Raw genomic sequence first — 23,853 nt, 5'->3', positions numbered from 1 at the left:
GGATTCCGGAGCGTCAACGGGTCGCGCGGTACCGAAAGTGTCGGAAGTGATCGGAAGCGAGGGGCACATGGGCAGGTTCTGGCCAGTGCCGGACGTTCTGGCCTACCTGGCCGGGGAGTGGCGGACCGAGCGGACCGTGCGGGACCTGACGAGCGGGACGGAGGGCACGTTCTCCGGCACCACCGCTTTCGGCCGACTGGAGGGCGGCGGGCTGCTGTCCCGGGAGTCGGGCACCTTCGTCTGGCAGGGCGTGCCGCGCCCCGCCGAACGGACGCTCCGGTTCCTGCCGGGCACGACACCTGGCACGGCGGACGTCCGCTTCTCCGACGGACGGCCCTTCCACGACCTGGACCTGGGCTCCGGCCGCCATGTCGCCGACCACCCGTGCGCGGCGGACCTGTACCGCGGCGAGTTCACCGTCCTGGACCACGAGCACTGGCGCACGGTGTGGCGGGTCGGCGGCCCGGCGAAGGACCTGGTCCTGAGGACGGAGTACACACGCGTGGGCGGAACGCCCCGCCGCTCGTGACTGCTCTACGCGCGCGCGTGCTGCTCCGAGACCCCCTCGAAGCGGAGGTTCCAGCGGCCGGCGCGGCCGGTCACCGTGATGGCCGACAGGGGGCGGACGTCGATGTTCCAGAACGTCGACGGCGGCGCCTTCAGGACGTACACCAGCGCGGCCCGGACCACAGCCGGCTCCACGACGGCGACGACCCGGCCGCGGTCCTCCATCGGCCGGGTGTCGAGCCACTCCCCCACCCGGGCGACGAATGCGAGCAGCGACTCGCCGCCGTGCGGGGTGGACCGCGGGTCGGCGAGCCAGGCGTCCACGGACTCCGGCTCGCGGGCCATCGCCTCGCCGAGGGTCAGCCCACGCCAGCGCCCCATGTCACAGTCCCGCAGGGCGAGTTGGACGAGGGGCGCGTACCCGAGGGCGTCCCCGGTGGCACGGCTGCGGGGCGTGGGCGAGCAGTACCGCAGCTCGGCCGCCGCGAGCGGCAGCAGCTCGGGCGCCACGGCCAGCACCTGGTCCCAGCCGGCCTGGTCGAGCGGACGGTCGTCCTCGAACCGCTCGGTGAGCAGCGAGGAGCTCCGCGCGGCGGCGACGAACGTGACCCGAAGTTGCATGCGGTGATCGTGAGCCGCGGAAGTGCGCAGGTCAAGAGGCGTTACCCGGGATTTACCCTGGGTGCCCGCGGGCTTACGGTCACAGATCGGTCAGCGCCATCCAGATGTCCGGCTGGGCGAGCGGGGCGAACCCGAGCTTCTCGTACACGCCGTGCGCGTCCCGGGTGGCGAGCATGATCCGCCTCGGGCCGTACGGCCGCAGATGCTCCCGCACGGCTCCGACGAGCGCCACGCCGATCCCCTTGCCGCGTGCGGCACGGTCCACGTAGACGTCGCAGAGCCAGGCGAAGGTGGCCATGTCGGTGACCACGCGCGCGTAGGCCACCTGCTCCCCCGAGGCCGTGTCGTACACCCCGAAGTTGAGCGACCCGGCGATCGCCCGGTCCTGCTTCTCCCGGGAGCGACCGATCGCCCAGTACGCGTCGGTGGACAGCCAGTGGTGCACCAGGTCGGCGTCGAGCCGCTCGGGGTCGGTGGAGATCTCGTAGCCCGGGGCGAGGGGCGGAATGTCGTTCATGCCGGGAGATTCCCAGGTCACGGCCGTTGGCGTCGAACGGTTTTCCGGGGCCCGGAGGGTGTTGTCAGTGCCGGGTGCGATGCTGCGGACATGACGGGGATGACGACAGCCACGGACTACGCGTGGCTCGAGGACGGGTACGAACTCCTGATGGAGGCGTACTGCCTCACGCTGGTCCGGGGCCTCACGCCCGCGGAGCTGCTGCGGGAGCTGGGAGCCGAGGGAGGGCAGCGGATCACCGGCGTGGACGCGCTGGGCGAGCCCTCGTACGAGGTCCATACGCCCTTCCAGCTCTTCGTCGGGGCCACGGCGATACGGGACTGGACGCTGATGGTCGAGTGCAACGGCTACCTCGGCGTCACCGACGAGGCGATGCTGCCGCTCTCGCGCGGCCGCCGGATCGTCTCGCACTTCCTCAACGTCAACGCGGTGGACCGCTTCTGCTGGTACGAGGACGGCGATCTGCGGCTGCACTTCGAACCGCTCTTCGCCGACACGCGCTACGGCAGCCACCCCGACGAACTCGTCGCCGAGATGCGGGAGTCGGGCTTCGACCTGAGCGAACGTGACGAGGACGACGACAACGACTACTACGCCTCCCTGACCGGCGCCTCCTTCGCCCTGGCCCACCGCCTCACCGGCATACGCCTGACCCCGGAGCTGTTCGCCGGCGCGGAGTTCCTGTGCGGTGTCGCGCCGGTCCCGCGCGGCTAGAGCACCTCCTCGCAGGCCGTACGGAGCCGTCGTACGCCCTCCTGGATCTCCTGGGGACCCGCCACCGCGGCGAAGCTCAGGCGGAGGTGTCCGGCCGGGGGTTCGGCGCTGAAGTAGGGGCGGCCGGGGGTGATCGCGACGCCCGCACGGAGGGCGGCCGTCGTCAGAGCGGTCTCGGCCGTGCCGTCGGGCAGCCGCAGCCACAGGTGGTAGCCGCCCGACGGGACGTGCGGGAGGGACAGTTCGGGGAGCTCCAGCCGGAGCGCGGTGGTCATGGTGTCGCGGCGGGCCTTCAGCTCGGTGGAGATCGACCGCAGATGGCGGGGCCAGGCCGGGGAGCCGACGAGTTCCAGGGCCGCCTCCTGGAGCGGGCGGGGCACGAAGAACGTGTCGACGATCTGGATCGCGCGCAGGCGCTGGAGCACCGGCCCGCGCGCGGCCAGGGCGCTGACCCGGAAGCTCGGCGAGGTCGCCTTGGTCAGCGAGCTGACATGGACCACGACTCCGTCGGGGTCGTCAGCGGCCAGCGGGCGCGGCAGCGGCCCGGCGTCCTCGTGCACCAGCCGCCGTACGAAGTCGTCCTCGACGACGAACGCGCCGGCCTCGCGGGCGATCCGCAGCACCTCGCCGCGGCGCTCGGGGGCCAGCACCGCGCCGGTCGGATTCTGGAAGAGCGGCTGGCAGACGAAGACCCGGGCACCGGTCGCCCGGAACGCGTCGGCGAGGAGGGCAGGCTTCACCCCGTCCGCGTCCACCGGGACGGGGACGGGACGCAGACCCGCCGACCGGGCGATCGCCAGCATGCCGGGGTAGGTGGGCGACTCGACCAGGACGGGGGCGCCGGGCGGGGCCAGGGCGCGCAGGGCGGTCGTGAGCGCGGACTGGCCGCCCGCGGTGATCAGCACCTCGGCCGCGGTGACGGCTCCGCCGATGGTGCGCGCGAACCACTCGCGCAGGTCGGGCAGACCCTCGGTGGGCGGTCGGCCCCAGGCGCCGGGGCGGCGGCCCGCGCGGGCCAGGGCCGCGGACATCGCGCGCTCGGGCTGGAGGGAGGGGTGCAGATAGCCGCCGTTGAACTCGATCACGCCGGGCGGCGGGGCGGCCAGCGACACCAGGACGCCGGACGCGTCGACCGAGCGCGGTACGAGGTCGGCGGCGCCGTCCGCGCTCAGCGCGACCTCCTGCCAGGAGGTGTCCCCGGTCGCGGTGGAGACGGTACGGGCCCGGGCACGGAAGGCACCGGCGCCCGGGCGGGTCACCACCAGCCCCTCGGCGGCGAGCTGGGCGAGGGCGCGGGAGACGGTCACGGGGCTGACCCGGAAGCGATCGACGAGGACCCGGCTCGACGGGAGCTTTCCACCAGGTGAGTAGCGGTCCAGCTCCCGCCTCAGCCGTTCCGCCAGTTCATCGACGCTGCTACGCTCTTGCATGAGAGTACAGAGTAGCGCTACTGCGCCGACCCGGATAGCGGTTCCCGCCCCCGCGAGGACCTTCGGCACCGTCCAGGCCGCCCTCGGAGTCGCCGCGTTCTCCCTCACCTTCCCCGCCACCGCGTGGGGCCTGGAGGGGTTCGGGCCCTGGTCCCTGGTCGCGGTGCGCAGCGTTCTCGCGGCACTCGTCGCGGGCGGCTGTCTGCTGGCGCTGCGGATCCCGCTGCCGGCCCGCGCGCACTGGCCAGGGCTGGCGGTCGTCGCGGCCGGGGTGGTCGTCGGGTTCCCGCTGCTGACCACGCTGGCCCTGCGGACGTCGACCACCGCACACGCGGCCGTCGTGGTCGGTCTGCTCCCCCTGACGACCGCGCTGCTGTCCGCCCTGCGCGTCGGCACCCGCCCCTCGCGGACCTTCTGGGCGGCGGCGCTCGCCGGCGCGGCCGCGGTGGTGGCCTTCACCGTGCAGCAGAGCGGCGGCGCCCTGACCACCGCCGACCTGTATCTCTTCGCCGCGCTGCTGGTGTGCGCGGCCGGCTACACCGAGGGCGGCCGGCTCGCCAGGACCATGCCCGGCTGGCAGGTCATCGCCTGGGCTCTGGTGCTGTGCCTGCCGCTCAGCGTGCCCGCGGCGGCGCTCGCGTTGTCCCACGAGCCGGTGCACCTCACCGCGCACAGCGTGGCCGGGCTGCTGTGGGTGGCGGCAGGCTCGCAGTTCGTCGGTCTGGTCGTCTGGTACCGGGGCATGGCGGCGATCGGCATCCCCAAGGCCAGCCAGTTGCAGCTTGCCCAGCCCCTGCTCACACTGGTGTGGTCGGTGCTGCTGCTCGGCGAGCACCTGACGGTGGCCGCCCCGCTGACGGCCGCGGCGGTGCTGGTGTGCATCGCGGTCACCCAGCGGGCGCGGGGCTGAGCGGCGCGTACGCGCCGGCTCCCGGTGGGCCCCCGCGCCGTAAAATCAGGCCACGGACCGCTCACTCGGTGAGGAGGCACGGCTGATGCGCGCAACCGTGGGCGACGAGCTCGTCCAGCACGGCAGGGTGGTCGGACAGCAGGACAAGGTCGGCGAGATCGTCGAGGTGATGGGACAGGAGGGCAACCCCCCGTACCGCGTCCGCTTCGAGGACGGGCACGAGGGCGTGTGCTCACCGGGCCCCGACACCGAGATCAGGCACCGCCTGCACCGGACGGGCCGCTGATTCAGCGCGGTGGCACCGCCGGCACCTGGTAGTGGTCGGCCACCACGCGGGCCATCGCCCCGATCGGGTCGGAGGCGATCTCGCGCGCGGCGAAGAAGACATGTCCGCGCACCTGTGCGTACTGCTGCGCCAGCGTGAGGTGCCGGGACAGCTCCGCGGGGTCCTGCCAGGCAGCGGGCTGCGCCGGATCCCCCGCCTTGTAGAGGGCCTCGCCCAGGTACAGCTTCGTCCTGCTCCCGCGCGCCTGCTCCGCCCACCAGGGCACCAGCTTGGCGTAGTCCGCGGCGGCGAACCCGATGTTCCAGTAGAGCTGCGGCACCAGGTAGTCGATCCAGCCCTCACGCACCCACTTGCGGGTGTCCGCGAAGTTGTCGTCGTACGACTGCACGCCCGCGCGTGTGTCCGAGCCCAGCGGGTCGGTGGCGGCGTTGCGCCAGACCCCGAACGGGCTGATGCCGAACTGCGCGGTGGGCCGGATCCGCCGGACGGCCGCCGCCGTCTCCCGGACCAGCTTGTCGATGTTGTCCCGTCGCCAGGCGGCCCGGTTGACGAAGGCGCCGCCGTAGCGGTCGTAGGCCGCGTCGTCGTCGAAGGTCTGGCCGGCCACCGGGTACGGGTAGAAGTAGTCGTCGAAGTGGACCGCGTCCACGGGGTACTTGCGGACCGCGTCGAGGATCGCGTTCTCGACGAAGGCGCGCACCTCCGGCAGCCCGGGGTTGTAGTAGAGCTTCCCGCCGTACGGGACCACCCAGTCCGGGTGCCTGCGGGCGGGGTGGGAGGCGGCCAGCTTGGTCGGGTCCGTGTGGTTGGCGACGCGGTACGGGTTGAACCAGGCGTGCAGTTGCAGGCCCCGCCGGTGCGCCTCGGTGACGGCCGTGCCCAGCGGGTCCCAGCCGGGGTTCTTGCCCTGTGTCCCGGTGAGGTACTGCGACCAGGGCTCGTAGGGCGAGGGCCACAGGGCGTCGGCGGTGGGCCGTACCTGGAGGATGACCGTGTTCAGACGGTCCGCCGCGGCCCGGTCGAGGTGGGCGATCAGCTCGGCGCGCTGCTGCGCGGCGGTCAGCCCGGGCTTCGACGGCCAGTCCCGGTTGGACACGGTGGCCAGCCACACGCCCCGCATCTCGGTCGGCAGCCACCACGGGCGCCGGGGCGTGGCCGCCGCTCCCGAGGCCGTCGTGAGGGTCGACAACGCGGCCAGCGTGAAGGCCCGGCGCGACAGACGTCCCATGTGCACACTCCCCCAACACCATGGATCCGCTCGGTCACGGATCGTCTCAGCGCCCCAGAATGCCCGACGGATGACCGCCCCAGGCGATCGATCATCGATACTTGGGAGTAACGTGCTCGAACGGAGCAGGAGCCGGACCACGGCGAACCTGCCGGCAGGCGAAGACCAGCGAAAGGTACGAAGTGACGGACTTCCCGGCGGGAGACATCGCGCGCGTCGGAGTGGTGGGCTGCGGCCAGATGGGGGCGGGCATCGCCGAGGTGTGCGCCCGCGCCGGTCTGGACGTGAAGGTCGCCGAGACCACCGGCGAGGCCCTGGAGATCGGCCGTACCCGGCTGTTCAACTCCCTCACCAAGGCCGCCGAACGCGGCAAGATCAGCGCGGACGAGCTGGCCGCCACCCAGGCCCGGCTCTCCTTCACCACCGATCTCGGCGAGTTCGCGGACCGCGACCTCGTCATCGAGGCCGTGGTGGAGAACGAGCAGGTGAAGACGGAGATCTTCCAGGTGCTCGACCAGGTGGTGACCCGCCCGGACGCCATCCTGGCCTCCAACACCTCCTCCATCCCGCTGGTGAAGCTGGCGGTGGCCACCTCGCGGCCCGACCAGGTCGTCGGCATCCACTTCTTCAACCCGGCCCCGGTGCAGAAGCTCGTCGAGCTGATCCCGGCGCTCACCACGTCCGAGGGCACCCTGGCCCGCGCCCAGGCCTTCGCCGAGAAGCTCCTCGGCAAGCACGCCATCCGCGCCCAGGACCGCTCCGGCTTCGTGGTCAACGCGCTGCTGATCCCGTACCTGCTGTCCGCGATCCGGATGTTCGAGTCGGGGATCGCGAGCCGCGAGGACATCGACAACGGCATGGAGCTCGGCTGCGCCCACCCGATGGGCCCGCTGAAGCTGTCCGACCTGATCGGCCTGGACACCGTCGCCTCGGTCGCCTTTTCGATGTACGAGGAGTACAAGGAGCCGCTGTACGCCGCTCCCCCGCTCCTCCAGCGCATGGTCGACGCGGGCCGGCTGGGCCGCAAGTCCGGCTCGGGCTTCTACACCTACAACTGACCCGTATCACCTGCGTCCGACCGGCACCCTGTCCGTTCCAGGGTGCCGATGACACAGTGCTACGGCCACGGGCCCGGCTCTCCTCGGAGCGCCGGGCCCGTGTCATTCACACACCGTGTGCGCCCCGGGCCCGCATATGCCCGTCGCACACTCTCCCCACGCACCCACCAGGCGAGTTGACTCTTCATGCGCATGCAAGGGATGTGACGACTACGGAAAGGAGCGGACCTGTGACCGCCGAACCGGAGCATCCCGTGGTCCATGGAGAACTCGCAGAGTTACGACGTCGCCTCGACGTCGCGTACGCACGGGTCGAGGGCGGCCTCGCCCTTCTCAGTCATCGTACGGAGGAGACGGACAAGGAGATCGACGATCTGAGCGCACGGATCATCGCCCTGGAGCACGCCCGCTGGCCGCTCCCCGCGGTCGCGGCGATCACCGCCGTGGGCGCGCTCGTCGTGGCGATCTGGCAGGCCTTCGGACACTGAGCCCTCGGGACAGCCGGGTGGGGGATCAGGACAGGATGTCCTGACCGAGCCTGAGATGGTGCAACAGCAGTAACGCGGCCGCCATGTTGGCGGCCGGGACCTCCCCACGGGCGACCATGTCGGGAACGACCTTCAGCGGGACCCACTCCCGGCGGTCCGACTCGAAGTCGTCCACGGGGTGCCCGATGTACTCGCCCTCGTCGGCCCAGTAGATGTGGTGCACGGCGTCGGTGAGCCCGTTGGAGGGCTCCACGCTCAACAGGTGCTGGAGCGGCCCCGGCCGCCAGCCGGTCTCCTCCTCGAGTTCCCTGGCGGCCGCCACGGCGATGTCCTCTCCGTCCTCGACCACCCCCGCGGCTAGCTCCCAGCCCCAGCTGTCGGTGATGAAGCGGTGCCGCCACAGCAGCAGGACCTCGTTGGCCTCGTTCACCACCGTGGCGACCGCGACCGGCCTCAGCCGTATCAGGAAGTGGTCGAGATGCCGGCCGTCCGGCAGCTCGACATCGGCGAGATTGACGCTGAACCAGCGGTTTTCATACACAGTTTGTTCGTTCTGTTTCGTCCACTGCACGGTTCTGCCACCTTCCGTCGAGTAAGTGGCAATATCGCAGCAGGGACTGTGGGGTGTCGGCGTCCGCGTGCCGACCTACAGGGGCACGCGCAGTGCGCCGTCGATCAGTTCGGCTGCCTCGGACGTGCCCGCGCAGCCGCTCCGGACCAGATGCTCACGGACCGCTCTGAGTCTGTCGCGCAGGCGCTGGGACTCCATTCCCCGCGCCTGTTCCGCCATCTGCACGGCGGTGGCCACCGCTTTGTCTGCGTTGCCCTGGCGCAGTTCGATCGTGCTGAGCATCGCGAGCCGGTGCACCCGGCCCCGGTCGTGGGCAGGGTTGTCGACGGCGGCCGCGGCGTGCGCGGCGGCGGCCGCGAGTTCGCCGAGACTGAGCAGCGCCTCCGCCACCTGGACGTTGACGAGTCCCGGCTGGACATAGCCCGTCTCGTCGGGTTCGTATCCGCGCCGGATGCGTTCGGCGGCCTGCTCGGCCCGCCGGATGCAGGACAGCGCGGTCGTGCCGTCGCCGAGGTGGGCGTACGCCTTGGCCTGCATCGCGTAGAGATCGCAGGCGAGCGCGGGGGTGATGTGCTTGCCGGCGGCCCGGAGCGCGGCCTCGGCGAAGGCGACCGCCTGGCGGTACTCCCGCATGAACAGGGACTGGTTGACCAGCAGCGCGATCACATAGGCGCCGAGTCCCCGGTCGCCGCTGGCCTTGGCGAGCCTGAGGGCCTGGTGGAAGTAGCGCTGGGCGAGGCCGTGCGCGTCGGAGTCGTAGGCGCAGATACCGGCCACGGCCACCAACCCTCCGGTGGCCCGGTGCAGTTGGCGGCCCGTCTCGTCGGTGTAGCTGCCGCGCAGCAGCGGGGCCGCCTCGGCGTTGAGGAAGCCGACGATCCGGCTCCGGGTCGCCACCCCGCCGGCCTTGCGGTACATCTGCTCGTAGTGGGTGCGGGCCGCGCGCAGCATCTCGAGGTCGGCGCGGGTGACCCGGTGCCGGCCGCCGCGGGAGACGTCGACGTCCTCGGGCGGGTTCTCCCACTCCCACACCGGCATGACCGCGGGTGTGCCGGTGACCGCGGGGGCGCCCAGGATGTGCGGGCGCTGCTGTTCGTCGGAGCGCCACAGGGCGGTGGCCCGCTCCACGAAGCCGGACAGGGAGGTGCCGTGCGGGGCGGAGGGTTCACCGGGCACGCCGAGGCCGATGTCGTCGAGGGTGACGGGGCGTCGGAGCCGGCGGGCGAGCACCTCGCAGATCAGGTCGGGCACCTGGCCTCGCGGGCGCTGGCCCTTCAACCACCGCGCCACGGCGGTGTGTTCGTACCTGAGTGCGAGGCCGCGCGCCCGGCCGGCCTGGTTCACATGTGCGGCAAGCCCGGCGTGCGAGATCCCGGCTTCGTCCAGGATCGCGTCGAGCAGAGTGTTGGGCTGCATGAATGCCCCCCGGGTGGCTCGGTGCCGTCAGATTAGTGGGTCCGCCTTCACACGGGGTGTGATCGGAGTGCGCGAATCCGCAGGGTGTGCGCACTGTTGCGGAGAGTTTCGGGCCGGTTGACTGAAATGCCTCGCAAGAGGCCTCGGCCGGGCCGCCGGCTCCCCCTCGTACAGTGCGGTGGCCTGGCCGGCGGCTTGACGGTGGAACATCTGGGTGCGGCTAGAGGTGCGTTGTCGGCTGCGGGTGGGTCGTGGCTGGTCGCGCAGTTCTCCGCGCCCCTTGAGCGGGATGCGGTTGACCCTCGTTCCTCAGGACGAGTAAGGCCACGTCGTCCTTCGGTGTGCCGGCCGTGTGGTCCAGCAGTGCTGTGAAGACCCTGCCCAGTACGGCTTGAGGGGGCCTTCCCGCGGAACCACCGAGTGCTTCACGCAGCGAGAAGAACCGGCCACCGGTGTCCCTGGCGTCCTCCGCGCCGTCCGTGTGCAGGACCAGGGTCTCGCCCGGCAGCAGGTGGCCGCACTGGAGGCCCGATAAGTCGGCGGGCAGGGGGAACGGTCCCAGAGGCGGCATCGGGTCCGCGCAGGAGAGCGGCTCGACGACCGACCCGCTGAGCAGGTACGGCCACGGGTGACCGCAGTTCAGAGCCCTGAGCTCACCGTCCCGCGCGATCTCCAGCATCAGCACGGTCACGAAGTCCTCCGCGGCCGTGCTGTCCCGCTCGGCACGGTCGCGGAGGTGGCGGGCGAGTGCGCGGTCCAGTCTGCGGAGCACTCCGCCGAGGTCGGGTTCGTCGTGGACGGCCTCGCGGAAGCTGCCGAGGACCGCGGCCGACGTACCGATGGCGGCGAGGCCGTGGCCGCGGACGTCGCCCATGACGACCCGTACGCCGTGTTCGGTGGCGACGACCTCGTACAGGTCGCCGCCGATGGTGGCGCCCCGGTCGGCGGACAGCTGGGCGGCGGCGACGGTGAGGCCGTCGACGCGCGGGGGCAGCGGCCGCAGCAGCGCGCTCTGGGCGGCACCCGCGATCTGCCGGGCCTGCCGCAGTTCGCGGAGCAGGGCACGTCGGACATGGATGATCAACCCGGTGCCCACGGCGAAGAACACGGCGCTGGTGGCGACCCGTGCCCCGAGGCCGTTCTCCTGGGCGAGCGGGCAGGTCAGCTTGTAGGTGATCGCGACGGCACCCCACATGGTGGGCAGCCCCATCGAGAGCACACGGCGCAGCAATCCCCGCCGGGGAACCGCAGCCTTGAAGCGCATCATGCCGATGGCCCCCCAACTAGGCCCTGCACACGCAATCGGACCGGCCTCGAAAGGCCGGTCCGATTCTGTCGAGCGCGTGGACCAAAAGGACCAGATCACCAGCAGAACTCACTCTATCGAGTGAGGTGACCTGATATCGGGGATATGGGGGCGCAGCCCCCCATAGGGGCGCGGGGAACTGCGCGACCAGCCACGACGGCGCCGCGGCCGGCCACCGGCAGAACCCCCACGGCGCTCAGCCGCGCAGCACCGCCCCGGTTCGCTCCCCCGCCAGCGCAATGGCCGCATCCCGAGCAGCCGACGCCTCATCCACGGTCAGAGTCCGGTCACCGGCCCTGAACCGAAGCGCATAAGCCAGCGACTTCTTCCCGTCGCCCAGCTGCTCCTCGTTCTCGTACACGTCGAACAGCCGGATGCCCTCGAGGAGTTCACCCGCCCCGTCACGCAGCGCCGCCTCGACCTCGGCATGCGGCACGAACTTGTCCACGACCAGCGCGACATCCTGCGTGGCCACCGGGAACGTGGAGATGCGCGGCGCCTGCGGGGTGTCGTCGCCGGCCGCCTCCAGGGCGTCCAGGTCCAGCTCCATCGCCGACGTGCGCGCGGGCAGCCCGAACGCCTTCACGACCCGCGGGTGCAGTTCACCGGCGTGACCGACGACGGTGTCGCCGACCACCAGCTCGGCGCACCGGCCCGGGTGCCACGGCCCGTACTGCCCACCCCGGACGACCAGTTCGGCCCCGGCCTCGCGGGCGACCACCCGTGCCGCCTCGACCGCGTCGGCCCAGTCGGCCGGACGGCCCTTGCCCCACCAGCCGGCCTGCTCGCGCGCACCGGCGAGCACCACGGCCACATGGCGAGGCTGCTCGGGCAGCGCGGCGTCCAGCTCGGCGATCTCCTCGTCGGTGGGGCGCCGGTCCACCGGCAGCACCGCGGCGATCCGCTGCTCCTCGCGCGGCAGGAAGACCAGCCCCGTCTCGAACAGCGCCAGATCGTGCGAGCCCCGCCCGTCGTTGCGGCGCAGCGCCCCGAACAGGCCGGGCAGCAGGGACGTACGGAGCGCGGGCTCCTCGTCGTTGAGCGGGTTGGTGAGCTTCACCACCCGGCGCTTCGGGTCGTCCGCGTCCAGCAGCAGCTGGTCGAAGACCTGCTCACCGAGGAAGGGGTAGTTCGGCGCCTCGACGTACCCGGCACCGGCCAGCACCCGGCCCACCCGGCGGTGCAGCCGCTGGCGCTGGGTCAGGCCGCGGCCCGCGGGAGGCCTGGGGAGCGTGGAGGGCAGGTTCTCGTAGCCCTCCAGGCGGATGACCTCTTCGGCCAGGTCGTTGATCTCCTGGAGGTCGGGACGCCAGGACGGGACGGTGACGAGCAGCTCGTCCTGCCCGTACACGTCGCAGCCGACCTCCTGGAGCCGCCGTACGACGGTCTCGCGGCCGTAGGAGACGCCCGCGACCTTGTCCGGGTGGTCCGCCGGGACACTGATGGTGTGCGGGGCCGACGGGGCGACGACCTCGGTCACACCGGCCTCGGCGGTGCCGCCGGCGAGCAGCACGAGGAGGTCCACGGTGCGCTGTGCGGCGGCCGCGGCGGCTGCCGGGTCGACACCGCGCTCGAAGCGCCGGGACGCCTCCGAGGACAGCTTGTGGCGACGGGCCGTACGCGCGATGGAGACCGCGTCGAAGTGGGCGGCCTCGATGACGACGTCGGTGGTGCCCTCGGCCTCGGAGTGGTCGGCGATCTCGGTGTTGGCGCCGCCCATGACACCCGCGAGACCGATCGGACCCCGCTCGTCCGTGATGACCAGGTCCTCGGCGTGCAGCTTCCGCTCGACGCCGTCGAGGGTCTTGATCTGCTCGCCCTCGGTCGCCCGGCGGACGCCGATGGTGCCCTGGACCAGGGAACGGTCGTAGGCGTGCAGCGGCTGGCCGAGCTCCATCATCACGTAGTTGGTGACGTCGACGGCGAGCGAGATCGGGCGCATGCCGACCTTCTGGAGCCGGCGCTGGAGCCAGATCGGCGAGCGCGCCTCGGGGCTCAGACCGGTGACGGTGCGCGCGGTGAAGCGGTCGCAGCCGAGCGGGTCGGAGACCTCGACCGGGTAGCCGTAGGCGTTCGGGCCGGGGACGTCGAGCAGCGCGGGGTCGCTCAGCGGCAGGCCGTAGGCGATGGCGGCCTCGCGGGCCACGCCCCGGATGGACAGGCAGTCGCCGCGGTTGGCGGTGACGGCGATGTCCAGGACCTCGTCGACCAGTTCCAGGAGCTCGATGGCGTCCTTGCCGACCTCGGTCTCCGGGGGCAGCACGATGATGCCGTGGCTGCCGTCGTCGCCCATGCCCAGCTCGTCGCCGGAGCAGATCATGCCGTGGGAGGTCTTGCCGTACGTCTTGCGGGCGGAGATCGAGAAGCCGCCGGGCAGCGTGGCCCCCGGGAGCACGACCACGACCTTGTCGCCGACGGAGAAGTTCCGGGCGCCGCAGACGATCTCCTGGGGCTCGCCGGTGCCGTTGGCCTGGCCGACGTCGACCGTGCAGAAGCGGATCGGCTTCTTGAAGCCCTCCAGCTCCTCGATGGTCAGCACCTGGCCGACGACCAGGGGGCCCTTGAGGTCGGCGCCGAGGTGCTCGACGGTCTCGACCTCGAGACCCGCGGAAACGAGCTTGGCCTGGACGTCACGGCCGGTTTCGGTCGCCGGCAGGTCGACGTACTCCCGCAGCCAAGAAAGCGGGACCCGCATCAGATCTCCATCCCGAACGGCCGGGTGAACCGGACGTCACCCTCGACCATGTCTCGCATGTCCTCGACGTTGTGGCGGAACATCAGCATCCGCTCGATGCCGAACCCGAAGGCGAAGCCGCTGTACTTCTCCGGGTCCACGCCGCACGCGGTGAGCACCTTGGGGTTGACCATCCCGCAGCCGCCGAGCTCGATCCAGCCCTCGGAGGAGCAGGTACGGCAGGGGCGGTCGGGGTTGCCGACGGACTCGCCGCGGCAGACGTAGCACACCATGTCCATCTCGGCGGACGGCTCGGTGAAGGGGAAGAAGTTCGGGCGCAGCCGGGTCTTCATGCCCTCGCCGAACAGCGCCTGGACCATGTGGTCCAGGGTGCCCTTGAGATCGGCCATGGTCAGGCCCTCGTCGACGGCCAGCAGCTCGACCTGGCGGAAGACCGGGGTGTGCGTGGCGTCCAGCTCGTCGGTGCGGTAGACGACGCCCGGGCAGATCACGTAGACCGGCAGCTCACGGGAGAGCAGCGAGCGGATCTGCACGGGCGAGGTGTGGGTGCGCAGCACGACACCGGACTCGGTGCCGCGCGAGCCCGCGGCGGAGCCGCTATGAGGTGCAGCCTGGACGAAGAAGGTGTCCTGCTCGCCGCGGGCCGGGTGGTCCGGGCCGATGTTGAGCGCGTCGAAGTTGAACCACTCGGCCTCGACCTGCGGGCCCTCGGCGACCTCGTAGCCCATGGCCACGAAGACGTCCTCGATGCGCTCGGAGAGGGTGGTGAGCGGGTGCCGGGCGCCGGCCGGTACGCGGTCGTACGGCAGCGTGACGTCCACCGCCTCCTCGACCAGCACGCGCTGGTCCCGCTCGGCCTCCAGCTCGGACTGGCGTCCGGCGAGGGCCTTGTTCACCGCGCCCCGGGCCTGGCCGACGAGCTTGCCGGCGGCGGCCTTGGCGTGCGGGGGCAGGGCGCCGATCTCGCGGTTGGCGAGGGCCAGCGGGGAGGTACCGCCGGTGTGGGCGACCTTGGCCTCCTGGAGCGCGTCGAGCGAGTCCGCGGCGGCGAAGGCGGCGAGCGCCTCGTCCCGCATGCGCTCGATCTCTTCCGGTTTCAAGGCCTCGACCTCTACCGGGTCGTACGACTTATTCGGTGCCGACATCTCTTCCCGTGCTTCCGGTTGGCTGGCGGATGGTCCCCGTGAGCGGCGCAGAGGGCCGTGTGCAGGACACATGGGTGCCAAAGGCCGAGTCTAACGGGGTTGGGGGCCGCTCTCGGACTGGGCGTCCGATCAGCGTGGGGCGTCTGGTGCCGTGCGTCGCAAGGCGCCGGAAGGTCCTCGTAGCGGAGCTACTGGGGGCTTCCGGCAACGCGGCGAGGTGCGGTGCCAGGCGTCGCAGGCCGGCGCTCAGTACGAGAGCGGCACCCGGGTGTACGAATGAGCCCGCGGGCGGCTCGGGCGGATCTCAGGTGAGATAGGCCGGAGCGCTCACGGGCAACGTAAATCGGAACTCCGCGCCGCCCTCGGGGGCGCGGCCGACCGTGATGGTGCCGCCGTGGGCCTCGACGATGCCCTTGACGATGTACAGCCCGAGTCCGGTGCCACCGCGCTTGCTGCCCCGCCAGAAGCGGGTGAAGACGCGGTTCATGGACTCCTCCGGGATGCCGGGGCCCTCGTCGCTCACCGTGACCGACGTGCCGGTGTCCTCTCCCTCCCGGGGGGACGCCGTGGGCGTGATGTCAATCGTGACGGTTCCCTCGCCGTGCCGCACCGCATTTTCCAGCAGGTTGCTGAGCACCTGGTCGATCTTGTCGGGATCGGCCCAGAGCGCGGGGAGCGGCTGTTCCAGGCGGAGCAGGAACCGGTCGGCGGCGAGGCCCGCGGCGACGTACGCCTGGATGTGGCGGCCGACGGCGGCGCCGATGTCGACGGGCTGGCGACGCACCTCAAGGCGCCCGGAGTCGATGCGGGAGATGTCGAGCAGCTCGGCGATGAGCCGGGTGACCCGGTCGGCGTCCGCGTCGACGGTCTCCAGCATCAGCCGTTTCTGGTCGTCGGTGAACCTCTCCCACTTGGCGAGGAGGGTCGCGGTGAAGCCCTTGACGGAGGTGAGCGGGGAGCGCAGCTCGTGGGCCACGGTGGCGATCAGCTCGGCGTGGCTGCGTTCGGTACGGCGGCGGGCCTCGGTGTCCCGGAGGGTCACGACGACCCGGTGGACGGGTCCGGTGGGCTCGGTGCGCACGTACTGCGCGCAGACCAGGACCTCACGGCCGCCGGGCAGCAGCAGGTTCCGCTCGGGCTGCCGGCTGCGGATGGCGAGACCGCCGTAGGGATCGGTCAGCTGCCACCAGCGCCGGCCCTCCAGGTCCTCTAAGGGGAGGGCCTTCTCCAGCCGCTGTCCGAGGGCGTCCTCGGCGGGGAGGGCCGTGATGCGGGCCGCGGCCGCGTTGAAGCAGATCACCCGGCCCTGCTCGTCCGCGACGACCAGCCCGTCGGGCAACTGGTCGGGATCGATGCCGAGCTCGACGAGACCACCGGCGCTGGCCTCGGACACGCCTTGCGCGCTCCTCGTGCCGACACTCATCCCAGCACCCCACCTCTCAGGCGTCTGAGGGGCCCCCGAGCTGGTCACCCTACTGGTTCTCGGTGACGGAGCGGCACCCTCCGGAGGCGCGCTGTGCACGGGCTGACGCATAGAGACATACGGCGGCGGCGGTGGCGAGGTTCAGGCTCTCGGCCTTCCCGTGGATCGGGACGCGCACCACGGCGTCCGCGAGGGCGCGGGTCTCCTCCGGGAGCCCCCAGGCCTCGTTGCCGAACACCCAGGCGGTCGGGCCGCCCATGGTGCCCTGGTCGAGCTCGTCGTCGAGGTCGTCGGTACCGGCCCCGTCGGCGGCGAGGATGCGCACCCCGGCCCGCTTGAGCCCCTCGACGGCCTCTTCCACGGGCACGCCGACGGCGACGGGCAGGTGGAACAGGGAGCCCACGGAGGCGCGTACGGCCTTGGGGTTGTAGAGGTCGACGGACGCGTCGGTCAGGACGACGGCCTCGGCGCCGGCGGCGTCGGCGCAGCGCAGGACGGTGCCGGCGTTGCCGGGGTCCCGCACGTTGGCGAGCACGGCGACGAGCTTCGGCCGGGCGGCGAGGATCTCCTCGAAGGGGGTGTCCAGGAATCGGCAGACCCCGACGAGCCCCTGGGGGGTGACGGTCGTGGAGATGTCGGCGATGACGTCCTCGGCGGCGAGGTGCACCCGGGCGTCCACGGCGCGCGCGGCCTCGATGATGTCGGCGTACCGCTCCGCCGCCTCCACGGTGGCGAACAGTTCCACCAGTCCGTGCCCCGCGGCCTCCCGCACGGCCTGCGGCCCCTCGGCCAGGAACAGCCGCTCCTTGCCCCGGAAGTTCCGCCGGGCGAGCCGCCGGGCCGCCGAGACGCGGGCGGAACGGGGGGAGATCAGCTCGGGGGCAGCACTCATCGGACTCACTCTCACCATCGGTTCGACGCAACGGACCCGCAGGCAGGAACCCGCTGCTCAACGCAACGGACCCGCAGGAAAAAACCCGCGGGTCCGTTCAGTCACTCGGCCTCGGCCCAGCGCGGCGTCAGGCCGCCTTGGGGGCGTTGACGTCGTCCGGCAGGGCCTTCTGCGCCACCTCGACCAGCGCGGCGAACGCGGTCGCGTCGTTGACGGCCAGCTCGGCCAGGATCTTGCGGTCGACCTCGATGTTCGCGGCCTTCAGACCCTGGATGAAGCGGTTGTACGTGATGCCGTTGGCGCGGGCAGCAGCGTTGATGCGCTGGATCCACAGCTGGCGGAAGTCACCCTTGCGCTTCTTGCGGTCGTTGTAGTTGTAGACCAGCGAGTGGGTGACCTGCTCCTTGGCCTTGCGGTACAGGCGCGAACGCTGACCGCGGTAGCCGGAGGCCGCCTCGAGGATCGCCCGGCGCTTCTTGTGGGCGTTGACTGCCCGCTTGACGCGTGCCACTTGTTAACTCCTTGTAGCGGGGCCGTGGTTGGACTCACACGGCCCGGTATCGATTGGGTCCCGGTCTAGAGGTGCTTCAGGCGCTGGGCGCCCGGCCTCACTTGCCGAGAAGCTTCTTGATCTTCGCGGCGTCGCCCGGGGCCATCTCGGCGTTGCCGGTGAGGCGACGCGTCACACGGGACGACTTGTGCTCGAGCAGGTGGCGCTTGCCGGCGCGCTCGCGGAGCACCTTGCCGGAGCCGGTGATCTTGAAGCGCTTGCTGGCACCGCTGTGCGACTTGTTCTTCGGCATAGCGCCGTTCTCTCCTCGTCGGTGGCGTTCCGGTGCCCGGTCGTGAAACCGGGCACGGTGGAACGTCGTGTTGTGTCGGTTATGTCGTCGGGGACTCGCGTCCCTTCGGATCACGCCTCGGCGGATGCCTCGGCAGGGGCCTCGACGTCGGCCACGACCTCGTCGTGGTCGGCCTCCGCGGCGTTCTGCGACTTGCCGGGGTTGGCCTTCGCGTCTGCCTTGCGGGCTTCCTGCGCCTGGCGGGCCTCGGCCATCGCCTCGGTCTTCTTCTTGTGCGGACCGAGAACCATGATCATGTTCCGGCCGTCCTGCTTCGGGTTCGACTCGACGAACCCGAGGTCGGCCACGTCCTCCGCGAGACGCTGAAGCAGTCGGTAGCCGAGTTCCGGCCGGGACTGCTCGCGACCACGGAACATGATCGTGATCTTGACCTTGTCGCCCTGCTTGAGGAACCGGACGACGTGACCCTTCTTGGTGTCATAGTCGTGCGGGTCGATCTTCGGCCGGAGCTTCATCTCCTTGATGACCGTGTGCGCCTGGTTCTTGCGCGCCTCACGGGCCTTCATGGCCGACTCGTACTTGAACTTCCCGTAGTCCATGAGCTTGCACACGGGCGGACGGGCGTTCGCCGCGACCTCGACCAGGTCCAGGTCGTACTCCTGCGCAAGCTCCAGTGCCTTGGCCAGCGGGACGATGCCCACCTGCTCGCCACTGGGACCGACAAGTCGCACCTCGGGAACGCGAATCCGGTCGTTGATGCGGGGCTCGGCGCTGATGGATCCTCCTCGGTTAGCACCACACGGCGGTCTGGCGGACAGCCGCGTTTGTCTCTTATCGACAGACCTAACCGCGCCGAAGCACAAAAAATGCCCCGGACGATCACAGACGGGGCTCCAAACACTGCCGGAGCACCGCCGCGAGGACGCGGGGCGCGCTTTCGGGCGACTCCATCGTCCGTACGGAACGATGGTGGCCGCCTGACCGGGGTGACCCGCCTCCCCGGAGGGCGGTCGGGTGGGAGATCGGAGCCTCCACTTGTGGGCCGGTCACACTTTCACACAGGCGTGTCCGGCCGGTCGTCACACAAGGTTAGCAGCATCCGGGGGGTGGTGCGAACCGGCCTGCACCGGGCCCTATCGTGTGGGACATGAGTGACACCCCTCCCGCGTCCCCTGACTCCCCCGGCTTCGACGAGATGACCCGCGACATCGCGGAGGTCCCCGCCGTCGAGGTGATCGTGACGGTCGCCGTCAACCTGATGAGCGCCGCCGCCGTGAAGCTCGGTCTGACCGAGGAGGGCGACAAGTACAAGGACCTGGACGAGGCCCGCAAGCTGGTGACGGCCCTGGCCGGCCTCCTGGACGCGTCCACGACGGAGATCAGCTCCTTCCACGCGGCCCCGCTGCGGGACGGCCTGAAGTCCCTCCAGCTGGCCTTCCGCGAGGCGTCCCTGGTCCCGGACGAGCCGGGCCAGGGCCCCGGAGAGAAGTACACCGGGCCGATCTACGGCTAGGTCGTCCCCGTACGTACGACCGGACCGGCCCACGACCGACCCGTCTCCCTACGTGCGACCGGGCCGGCACATGACGAACCCGTCGCCGTACGCACCGGCGGGCCGACCCCCGAACGGCCCGTCTCCGTACGCACCGGCGGGCCGACCTACGACCGGCTCATCCCCGTACGTACAAGGGCTCGCCCGGAGGCGTGGCCCCGGCCGGCAGGACTGCCAGGTCGAGGCCGCGTACCAGGCGGGCCCTCAGTGTCTCGTCGGCGGCCAGGCGCTCGGCGACGGCCCGCACGGCGTCCGCGGGCGCCGCGGACGGCTCCAGCACGAGGGCGAGGGTGCCGTCCGCCTGCCCCGGCCCGAGGTGCGCGCGCAGCACGGCGGACTCGGCGGCCACGGCGTCCCGTACGGCCCCGATCACGGCCGGATCGGCCAGCGGATCGGCGTTCGAGCGGCCCTCGGCGAGCGCGAGCAGGGCGGAACCGGTCAGCTCGAAGGGCACCGGGCCGGCCAGGTCCAGGACGACGGTGTCCGCCTTCTCGTGCGCCGCCGCCTGGAGCGCCTGGTGCAGGGGTACGGCGACGGGGCGGGCCTCGGGGTCCCAGCGGGCCAGGGAGTCGGTGGACGTGAAGGCGGGCAGCGCGGTCCGGGATCCGGCCTTCAGCGTCGGCACGGCCATGTCGCTGGTCTTCTCGCGGCGCAGTCCGTTCTCGTCCTCCTCGACCTCGCCGAGCACGGCGACCACCGGGACGAGCAGCCGGGCGCCCTTGAGCGCCTCCAGGACGGGGCCCACGGCGGCGCGGTCCCCGGCCCAGGCCGCGAGCGCCGCGCTCAGCCGTGGATCGGCGGAGCCGTCGTCGTCGGAGAAGCCGGGGTCGGGAATGTTCTTGTTCGCCACGGTCACCGACCCTATCGGGGGGTTGCTCTTGCTGTTGTGCGGGCCCGGAAACCGGCCCGTGACGGCTTTCACAGGTTTTTCAGCGATCGCTGACACAGCTCTAACGTCCGTCCAACGTCCCGCACAGCCGGCGGCCCGAGCATCGGCGCCATGGAGTCCTCCAGAGCCGTCAGTCGCCGCGCCCGCAGGTCCCACCGGCCCCTGCTGTCCCTCGCGCTCGCCTCGGTCGTCGTGGCCGGTGCGACGGCCGCGGGGACGGTCTGCATGAAGGCGCAGGCGCACTCCGGGGGCGGGGCCGTATCGTCGGCCGCGACGCCGTCGGCCTCCCCGCCGCCGGCGACCACGACTCAGGAGGCGGCCGTGGCGGAGCCGGTGGTGGACTTCGACGAGCGGCTCGCGAGTGCCATGAAGTCGGTGACCGTGACGGGCCGGGCCAAGGTGTCGGTGGCGGTGCTCGACATGGACTCCGGCGACAGCGCGGTGTACGGCGAGAGCGCCTTCGACACGGCGAGCATCGTGAAGGTCGACATCCTGGCCGCGCTGCTCCTCCGGCACCAGGAGGCCGGGACCCCGCTCAGCGCCGGGGAGAAGGCGTACGCCACCTCGATGATCGAGAACAGCGACAACGCCTCGGCGTCGGCGCTGTGGGACGCGATCGGGAAGGCGGCGGGGCTCGACGCCGCCAACAAGACGTTCGGGTTGACCGGCACCGAGGGGGGTGACGGCGCGCTGTGGGGACTGACCCAGACCACGGCGGCCGATCAACTCACGCTGCTCCAGCAGGTGTTCGGGGACGACTCGGCACTGAGCCGGGCCTCGCGGTCGTATCTCCAGGGGCTGATGGGGCAGATCGAGGCCGATCAGCGGTGGGGGGTCTCCGCCGCGGCCGACGGCTCCGGGTTCGCGCTGAAGAACGGGTGGCTGCCGCGCAGTACGACCGGGCTGTGGGACGTCAACAGCATCGGCCGGGTGTCGGTGGACGGGCGGGCGTATCTGGTGGCCGTGCTGTCGAACGGCAACTCCACGCAGGCGGAGGGGATTTCGCTGGTGGAGGCGGCGGCGAAGGCGGCGGTGTCGGTGTTCACGGATGCGGAGGCGGATACGGATACGGATACCGCCGCGGAGGCGAGGGCCGGGGCGTCGGCTGCCTCCGTCTCGCGCTGACGCGCGGCTGCGGGTGCCGCGCGGCTACTGGTGCCGGTGGCTGCGGTGCCGGGTGGCTGCGGTGCCGGGTGCCTGATCGCGCCCCTGAGGGACGCAGGCATCGGGGTCCCGGTCAGAAGTCCGCGTGGGAGCGTCGGCGGCCTCGCCACAGGACCACCGCGACGACCAGCAGGCCGACGCCGACGCCTCCTGCCAGCGGGGCCGCCCAACTGGCCGTGTCGTCCTGCGAGGTGGCGATGTCCGGGCCCGAGCCGAAGTACTTCTTGCCGTAGGCGGCCGACTGGAGGTCGTACGGCCGCAGCCGGGCCGCGGCCTTGAGCGCGGCCGCGGGGTCGACGAAGCCGAAGCCGCGGGAGTCGTCCCGGCCGCCGGCGGGGGCGTTGCGGGCCGTCTCCTCCAGGAGGCGCTTGATCTGGGCCGGCGTCAGGTCCGGGTGCGCGGCCTTGATCAGGGCGACCGCGCCGGAGACGAACGCGGAGGCTGCGCTGGTGCCCCAGCCCTCGTAGTACTTGTGGTCGGGATCGGCGATGACGACGTCGTCGCCGGGGGCGGCGACCGTGGCGTACCAGCGGCGGGTGGAGAAGGAGGCGCGGGTGCCGAACTTGTCGACGGCCGTGGCCGCGATGACGCCCGGGTAGGCCGCCGGGTACGAGATGTGGTCGCCCTTCTCGCCGCCGTTGCCGGCCGAGGCGACCACGACGGCGCCCTTCCTGAGGGCGTACTGGACGGCGTCGTCCTCACCGGCCTCGGGGTGCGCGGAGGCCGAGTCGTCGCCGAGGGAGAGGTTGATGACGTCGGCGCCGTGGTCGGCGGCCCAGCGGATGCCCTCGGCGAGCGCGTTGCCCCGGGTGTTGCGGGCCTTGGCACGGGCCGGGTCGTCGTCCTCCAGGATCACGCGGACGGGGAGGATCTTGGCCTCGGGAGCGATGCCCATGACACCGTCGTCGTTGCCGACGCCGTGCCCGTGGCCGGCGATGATGCCGGCCATGGCGGTGCCGTGCCGGGCCCAGGGCCGCTGCCCCCGTACGGCTCCGAAGCCGATCATGTCCTTGCCGGTGAGGACGTTGCCGACGAGGTCGGGATGGTCGTTCTCGACGCCGGTGTCGAGGACGGCGACGGTGACTCCGGCGCCCTTGGTGGTCTGCCAGGCCTGCTGGGTGTGCATGGCGTCCAGGGCCCACTGCTTGGCGCGGATGCCGTCGGCGTGCGCGGCGGTGGGCGGGACGAGGGCGACGGAAGCGGCGAGGAGGACGCTCAGGAGACCTGCCCTGCGGGTGGTGACACTCCGGAGACCTGCCCTGTGGGTCGTGAGGCTCATGAGGGCTGCTCCGAGGGCGAGATGACGGTCTTGCGCAGGGCGCGTTCCACCCGGTCGGCCAGTCCCTTGGCCTCGTTGCCGAGCCCGGCCTGCGCGGCGGGGCTGGTGTCGCCCGGCTCCATGGCCTGCGCGGCGGGCTCCGGGGTGTCGACGGCTCGGCCGTCCACCCAGCCGGAGACGGCGTAGGCGACGACCGGGGCCTCGGTGAGGACGGAGATCGTCCACGAGCCCCGCTGCCGTGCGCCGAAGTCGGCGGCGAGGGTGTTCTTCGCGGCGTACGGGAGGGGCATCAGGTCGGTGCGCTTGTCCAGGCCCTCTTTCGTGAAGCGCTGGTCGAGCTCGCGCATGGCGGTGGCGTCGCCGTCGGTGAACAGAAGGCCGACGGTGGTGACGTAGCTCTGGGTGGCGTCCGTGTAGGTGGCGCGCAGCAGGCGTTCGCAGCCGACGGGCGCGAGGGCCTTGCGCAGCAGGGGGTCGAACGCGCCGGCGCAGCCGCTGTCCGGGGCGACGGCGATCCGCGTCCACGTGCGGTCGGCTCCGCCGGGGCCGGCGCCCTGGCCGTCCACGGTCGGCGGGAACAGCTGGTCCACGGGCACGCTGTGCCAGAGCTCACCGGCCTGCGCGAAGCGATCGCCGCCGCCGTCCTCGCCCGAGTCCCCGATCAGCCAACTCCCGGTCACGGCACCGCCGATGAGACCGAGTCCGAGCACGACGGACCCGGCAGCGGCGGCGACCCTGGGCGGGATCCGCAACAGCCACGACCGCTCCCGGTAGCCGACCTCGGGCTCCCCGAACGACACGACGGGCCGCCCGCTGCCGGGAGGCCCGGCCTGCGGGGGCAGCGAGGCGCTCCAGGAGAGGGCGGGGTCGGGCGAGAAGGGGGTGGCGCGGGGTGCCGGGGCCGATGCCGCCTGGTGGGAGGGGGGTTGGGTGGGTGCGGGGGGCGTGGAGGGCATGGG

The 23,853-nt window shown here is 71.8% G+C and carries 24 protein-coding genes and 1 pseudogene; 8 read left to right on the top strand and 17 right to left on the bottom strand.

The genetic code is table 11. The features are described 5' to 3' along the window. The first annotated feature begins 67 nt into the window (after positions 1-67). Positions 68-529: a DUF6314 family protein gene (locus tag IF54_RS0122045; protein WP_030321312.1), complete on the top strand. Its 462-nt coding sequence runs from the start codon at positions 68-70 to the stop codon at positions 527-529. A 5-nt stretch (positions 530-534) separates the two neighbouring features. Here the strand turns inward: IF54_RS0122045 and IF54_RS0122040 are convergent, their stop codons facing one another. Together IF54_RS0122040 and IF54_RS0122035 are read right to left on the bottom strand one after the other, a co-directional pair. Continuing rightward, entirely contained in the window at positions 535-1,128 is a 594-nt protein-coding gene (locus IF54_RS0122040; protein ID WP_030321310.1) for a histidine phosphatase family protein, read from the bottom strand. Between the two features lie 79 nt (positions 1,129-1,207). Further along, the gene (locus IF54_RS0122035) at positions 1,208-1,645 is read right to left on the bottom strand and encodes a GNAT family N-acetyltransferase (RefSeq protein WP_030321308.1); all 438 of its coding nucleotides are present in this window, start codon (positions 1,643-1,645) and stop codon (positions 1,208-1,210) included. A 90-nt stretch (positions 1,646-1,735) separates the two neighbouring features. Here IF54_RS0122035 and IF54_RS0122030 point away from each other — a divergent pair, with 90 nt between their 5' ends. Further along, positions 1,736-2,359 carry a DUF6461 domain-containing protein gene (locus IF54_RS0122030; RefSeq protein WP_030321307.1) on the top strand — a complete coding sequence of 208 codons (624 nt, stop codon included), beginning with the start codon at positions 1,736-1,738 and terminating at the stop codon, positions 2,357-2,359. Here the strand turns inward: IF54_RS0122030 and IF54_RS0122025 are convergent. Next, positions 2,356-3,789: a PLP-dependent aminotransferase family protein gene (locus tag IF54_RS0122025; RefSeq protein ID WP_030321305.1), complete on the bottom strand. Its 1,434-nt coding sequence runs from the start codon at positions 3,787-3,789 to the stop codon at positions 2,356-2,358. The two genes, IF54_RS0122030 and IF54_RS0122025, sit on opposite strands and share 4 nt — an antisense overlap. On the opposite strand from IF54_RS0122025, the gene IF54_RS0122020 reads away from it, so the two are divergent. Together IF54_RS0122020 and IF54_RS0122015 are read left to right on the top strand one after the other, a co-directional pair. Then, entirely contained in the window at positions 3,788-4,699 is a 912-nt protein-coding gene (locus IF54_RS0122020; RefSeq protein WP_030321302.1) for a DMT family transporter, read from the top strand. The genes IF54_RS0122025 and IF54_RS0122020 overlap by 2 nt on opposite strands. Positions 4,700-4,784: 85 nt before the next feature. Beyond that, entirely contained in the window at positions 4,785-4,985 is a 201-nt protein-coding gene (locus IF54_RS0122015; RefSeq protein ID WP_030321299.1) for a DUF1918 domain-containing protein, read from the top strand. 1 nt (position 4,986) lies between these two features. Here the strand turns inward: IF54_RS0122015 and IF54_RS0122010 are convergent, their stop codons facing one another. Continuing rightward, on the bottom strand, positions 4,987-6,213 hold the full coding sequence (locus IF54_RS0122010) for a glycoside hydrolase family 10 protein (RefSeq protein ID WP_030321296.1): 1,227 nt from the start codon (positions 6,211-6,213) through the stop codon (positions 4,987-4,989). A 182-nt stretch (positions 6,214-6,395) separates the two neighbouring features. On the opposite strand from IF54_RS0122010, the gene IF54_RS0122005 reads away from it, so the two are divergent. Next, positions 6,396-7,271, top strand: a complete 876-nt coding sequence (locus IF54_RS0122005; protein ID WP_030321293.1) for a 3-hydroxybutyryl-CoA dehydrogenase — start codon at positions 6,396-6,398, stop codon at positions 7,269-7,271. A gap of 230 nt (positions 7,272-7,501) precedes the next feature. Next, a complete protein-coding gene (locus IF54_RS0122000; RefSeq protein ID WP_030321291.1) occupies positions 7,502-7,759 on the top strand; it encodes a hypothetical protein in 258 nt (85 codons plus the stop codon). Between the two features lie 25 nt (positions 7,760-7,784). Here the strand turns inward: IF54_RS0122000 and IF54_RS0121995 are convergent, their stop codons facing one another. The 10 genes and pseudogenes from IF54_RS0121995 to infC form a co-directional block, all read right to left on the bottom strand. Continuing rightward, positions 7,785-8,330, bottom strand: coding sequence for an NUDIX hydrolase (locus IF54_RS0121995; protein ID WP_030321286.1), 546 nt, complete (start codon positions 8,328-8,330; stop codon positions 7,785-7,787). Positions 8,331-8,405: 75 nt separating this feature from the next. Further along, positions 8,406-9,746 (bottom strand): hypothetical protein, encoded by a 1,341-nt coding sequence (locus IF54_RS0121990; protein WP_030321284.1) that lies wholly within the window; start codon positions 9,744-9,746, stop codon positions 8,406-8,408. A gap of 220 nt (positions 9,747-9,966) precedes the next feature. Then, entirely contained in the window at positions 9,967-11,013 is a 1,047-nt protein-coding gene (locus IF54_RS0121985) for a PP2C family protein-serine/threonine phosphatase (RefSeq protein ID WP_030321282.1), read from the bottom strand. Positions 11,014-11,248: 235 nt separating this feature from the next. Continuing rightward, on the bottom strand, positions 11,249-13,747 hold the full coding sequence (gene pheT / locus IF54_RS0121980) for a phenylalanine--tRNA ligase subunit beta (RefSeq protein ID WP_030321280.1): 2,499 nt from the start codon (positions 13,745-13,747) through the stop codon (positions 11,249-11,251). After that, positions 13,747-14,892 carry a phenylalanine--tRNA ligase subunit alpha gene (pheS, locus tag IF54_RS0121975; RefSeq protein ID WP_030321279.1) on the bottom strand — a complete coding sequence of 382 codons (1,146 nt, stop codon included), beginning with the start codon at positions 14,890-14,892 and terminating at the stop codon, positions 13,747-13,749. Before pheS ends, pheT begins: the two co-directional genes overlap by 1 nt. A 304-nt stretch (positions 14,893-15,196) precedes the next feature. Next, on the bottom strand, positions 15,197-16,315 hold the full coding sequence (locus tag IF54_RS0121970; protein ID WP_030321278.1) for a sensor histidine kinase: 1,119 nt from the start codon (positions 16,313-16,315) through the stop codon (positions 15,197-15,199). A gap of 49 nt (positions 16,316-16,364) precedes the next feature. Next, the gene (locus tag IF54_RS0121965; RefSeq protein ID WP_030321276.1) at positions 16,365-17,207 is read right to left on the bottom strand and encodes a TrmH family RNA methyltransferase; all 843 of its coding nucleotides are present in this window, start codon (positions 17,205-17,207) and stop codon (positions 16,365-16,367) included. A gap of 127 nt (positions 17,208-17,334) precedes the next feature. Beyond that, positions 17,335-17,718, bottom strand: a complete 384-nt coding sequence (gene rplT / locus IF54_RS0121960) for a 50S ribosomal protein L20 (RefSeq protein WP_020137982.1) — start codon at positions 17,716-17,718, stop codon at positions 17,335-17,337. Between the two features lie 97 nt (positions 17,719-17,815). Beyond that, positions 17,816-18,010: a 50S ribosomal protein L35 gene (gene rpmI / locus IF54_RS0121955; protein ID WP_003977225.1), complete on the bottom strand. Its 195-nt coding sequence runs from the start codon at positions 18,008-18,010 to the stop codon at positions 17,816-17,818. Between the two features lie 110 nt (positions 18,011-18,120). Then, a pseudogene (gene infC, locus IF54_RS0121950) lies at positions 18,121-18,811 on the bottom strand (translation initiation factor IF-3). Between the two features lie 346 nt (positions 18,812-19,157). Here infC and IF54_RS0121945 point away from each other — a divergent pair. Then, entirely contained in the window at positions 19,158-19,523 is a 366-nt protein-coding gene (locus tag IF54_RS0121945) for a DUF1844 domain-containing protein (protein WP_030321270.1), read from the top strand. A gap of 157 nt (positions 19,524-19,680) precedes the next feature. Here the strand turns inward: IF54_RS0121945 and IF54_RS0121940 are convergent, their stop codons facing one another. Further along, the gene (locus IF54_RS0121940; protein WP_030321267.1) at positions 19,681-20,412 is read right to left on the bottom strand and encodes an SseB family protein; all 732 of its coding nucleotides are present in this window, start codon (positions 20,410-20,412) and stop codon (positions 19,681-19,683) included. A gap of 150 nt (positions 20,413-20,562) precedes the next feature. On the opposite strand from IF54_RS0121940, the gene IF54_RS0121935 reads away from it, so the two are divergent. Next, entirely contained in the window at positions 20,563-21,576 is a 1,014-nt protein-coding gene (locus tag IF54_RS0121935) for a serine hydrolase (protein WP_030321265.1), read from the top strand. 112 nt (positions 21,577-21,688) lie between these two features. Here IF54_RS0121935 and mycP read toward each other — a convergent pair whose 3' ends face one another. Together mycP and IF54_RS0121925 are read right to left on the bottom strand one after the other, a co-directional pair. After that, positions 21,689-22,894: a type VII secretion-associated serine protease mycosin gene (gene mycP, locus IF54_RS0121930; protein ID WP_030321264.1), complete on the bottom strand. Its 1,206-nt coding sequence runs from the start codon at positions 22,892-22,894 to the stop codon at positions 21,689-21,691. Beyond that, positions 22,891-23,694, bottom strand: a complete 804-nt coding sequence (locus IF54_RS0121925; RefSeq protein ID WP_030321262.1) for a hypothetical protein — start codon at positions 23,692-23,694, stop codon at positions 22,891-22,893. Before IF54_RS0121925 ends, mycP begins: the two co-directional genes overlap by 4 nt. Positions 23,695-23,853: the final 159 nt, after the last annotated feature.

This window comes from Streptomyces sp. NRRL B-3229, assembly GCF_000719505.1.
GTDB classification, from domain to species: Bacteria; Actinomycetota; Actinomycetes; order Streptomycetales; family Streptomycetaceae; genus Streptomyces; species Streptomyces griseorubiginosus.
This window is presented reverse-complemented; position numbering and strand designations above follow the sequence as displayed.

Bases quoted from the DNA above. Each gene is read 5' to 3' on its own strand.
- pheS (WP_030321279.1), bottom strand. From the start codon at position 14,892: ATGTCGGCACCGAATAAGTCGTACGACCCGGTAGAGGTCGAGGCCTTG.
- pheT (WP_030321280.1), bottom strand. From the start codon at position 13,747: ATGCGGGTCCCGCTTTCTTGGCTGCGGGAGTACGTCGACCTGCCGGCG.
- IF54_RS0121945 (WP_030321270.1), top strand. From the start codon at position 19,158: ATGAGTGACACCCCTCCCGCGTCCCCTGACTCCCCCGGCTTCGACGAG.
- IF54_RS0121935 (WP_030321265.1), top strand. From the start codon at position 20,563: ATGGAGTCCTCCAGAGCCGTCAGTCGCCGCGCCCGCAGGTCCCACCGG.
- IF54_RS0122020 (WP_030321302.1), top strand. From the start codon at position 3,788: ATGAGAGTACAGAGTAGCGCTACTGCGCCGACCCGGATAGCGGTTCCC.
- IF54_RS0122015 (WP_030321299.1), top strand. From the start codon at position 4,785: ATGCGCGCAACCGTGGGCGACGAGCTCGTCCAGCACGGCAGGGTGGTC.
- IF54_RS0121990 (WP_030321284.1), bottom strand. From the start codon at position 9,746: ATGCAGCCCAACACTCTGCTCGACGCGATCCTGGACGAAGCCGGGATC.
- IF54_RS0122010 (WP_030321296.1), bottom strand. From the start codon at position 6,213: ATGGGACGTCTGTCGCGCCGGGCCTTCACGCTGGCCGCGTTGTCGACC.
- mycP (WP_030321264.1), bottom strand. From the start codon at position 22,894: ATGAGCCTCACGACCCACAGGGCAGGTCTCCGGAGTGTCACCACCCGC.
- IF54_RS0121965 (WP_030321276.1), bottom strand. From the start codon at position 17,207: ATGAGTGCTGCCCCCGAGCTGATCTCCCCCCGTTCCGCCCGCGTCTCG.
- IF54_RS0121970 (WP_030321278.1), bottom strand. From the start codon at position 16,315: ATGAGTGTCGGCACGAGGAGCGCGCAAGGCGTGTCCGAGGCCAGCGCC.
- IF54_RS0122045 (WP_030321312.1), top strand. From the start codon at position 68: ATGGGCAGGTTCTGGCCAGTGCCGGACGTTCTGGCCTACCTGGCCGGG.
- IF54_RS0122035 (WP_030321308.1), bottom strand. From the start codon at position 1,645: ATGAACGACATTCCGCCCCTCGCCCCGGGCTACGAGATCTCCACCGAC.
- IF54_RS0122040 (WP_030321310.1), bottom strand. From the start codon at position 1,128: ATGCAACTTCGGGTCACGTTCGTCGCCGCCGCGCGGAGCTCCTCGCTG.
- rpmI (WP_003977225.1), bottom strand. From the start codon at position 18,010: ATGCCGAAGAACAAGTCGCACAGCGGTGCCAGCAAGCGCTTCAAGATC.
- IF54_RS0122025 (WP_030321305.1), bottom strand. From the start codon at position 3,789: ATGCAAGAGCGTAGCAGCGTCGATGAACTGGCGGAACGGCTGAGGCGG.
- IF54_RS0122030 (WP_030321307.1), top strand. From the start codon at position 1,736: ATGACGGGGATGACGACAGCCACGGACTACGCGTGGCTCGAGGACGGG.
- IF54_RS0121985 (WP_030321282.1), bottom strand. From the start codon at position 11,013: ATGATGCGCTTCAAGGCTGCGGTTCCCCGGCGGGGATTGCTGCGCCGT.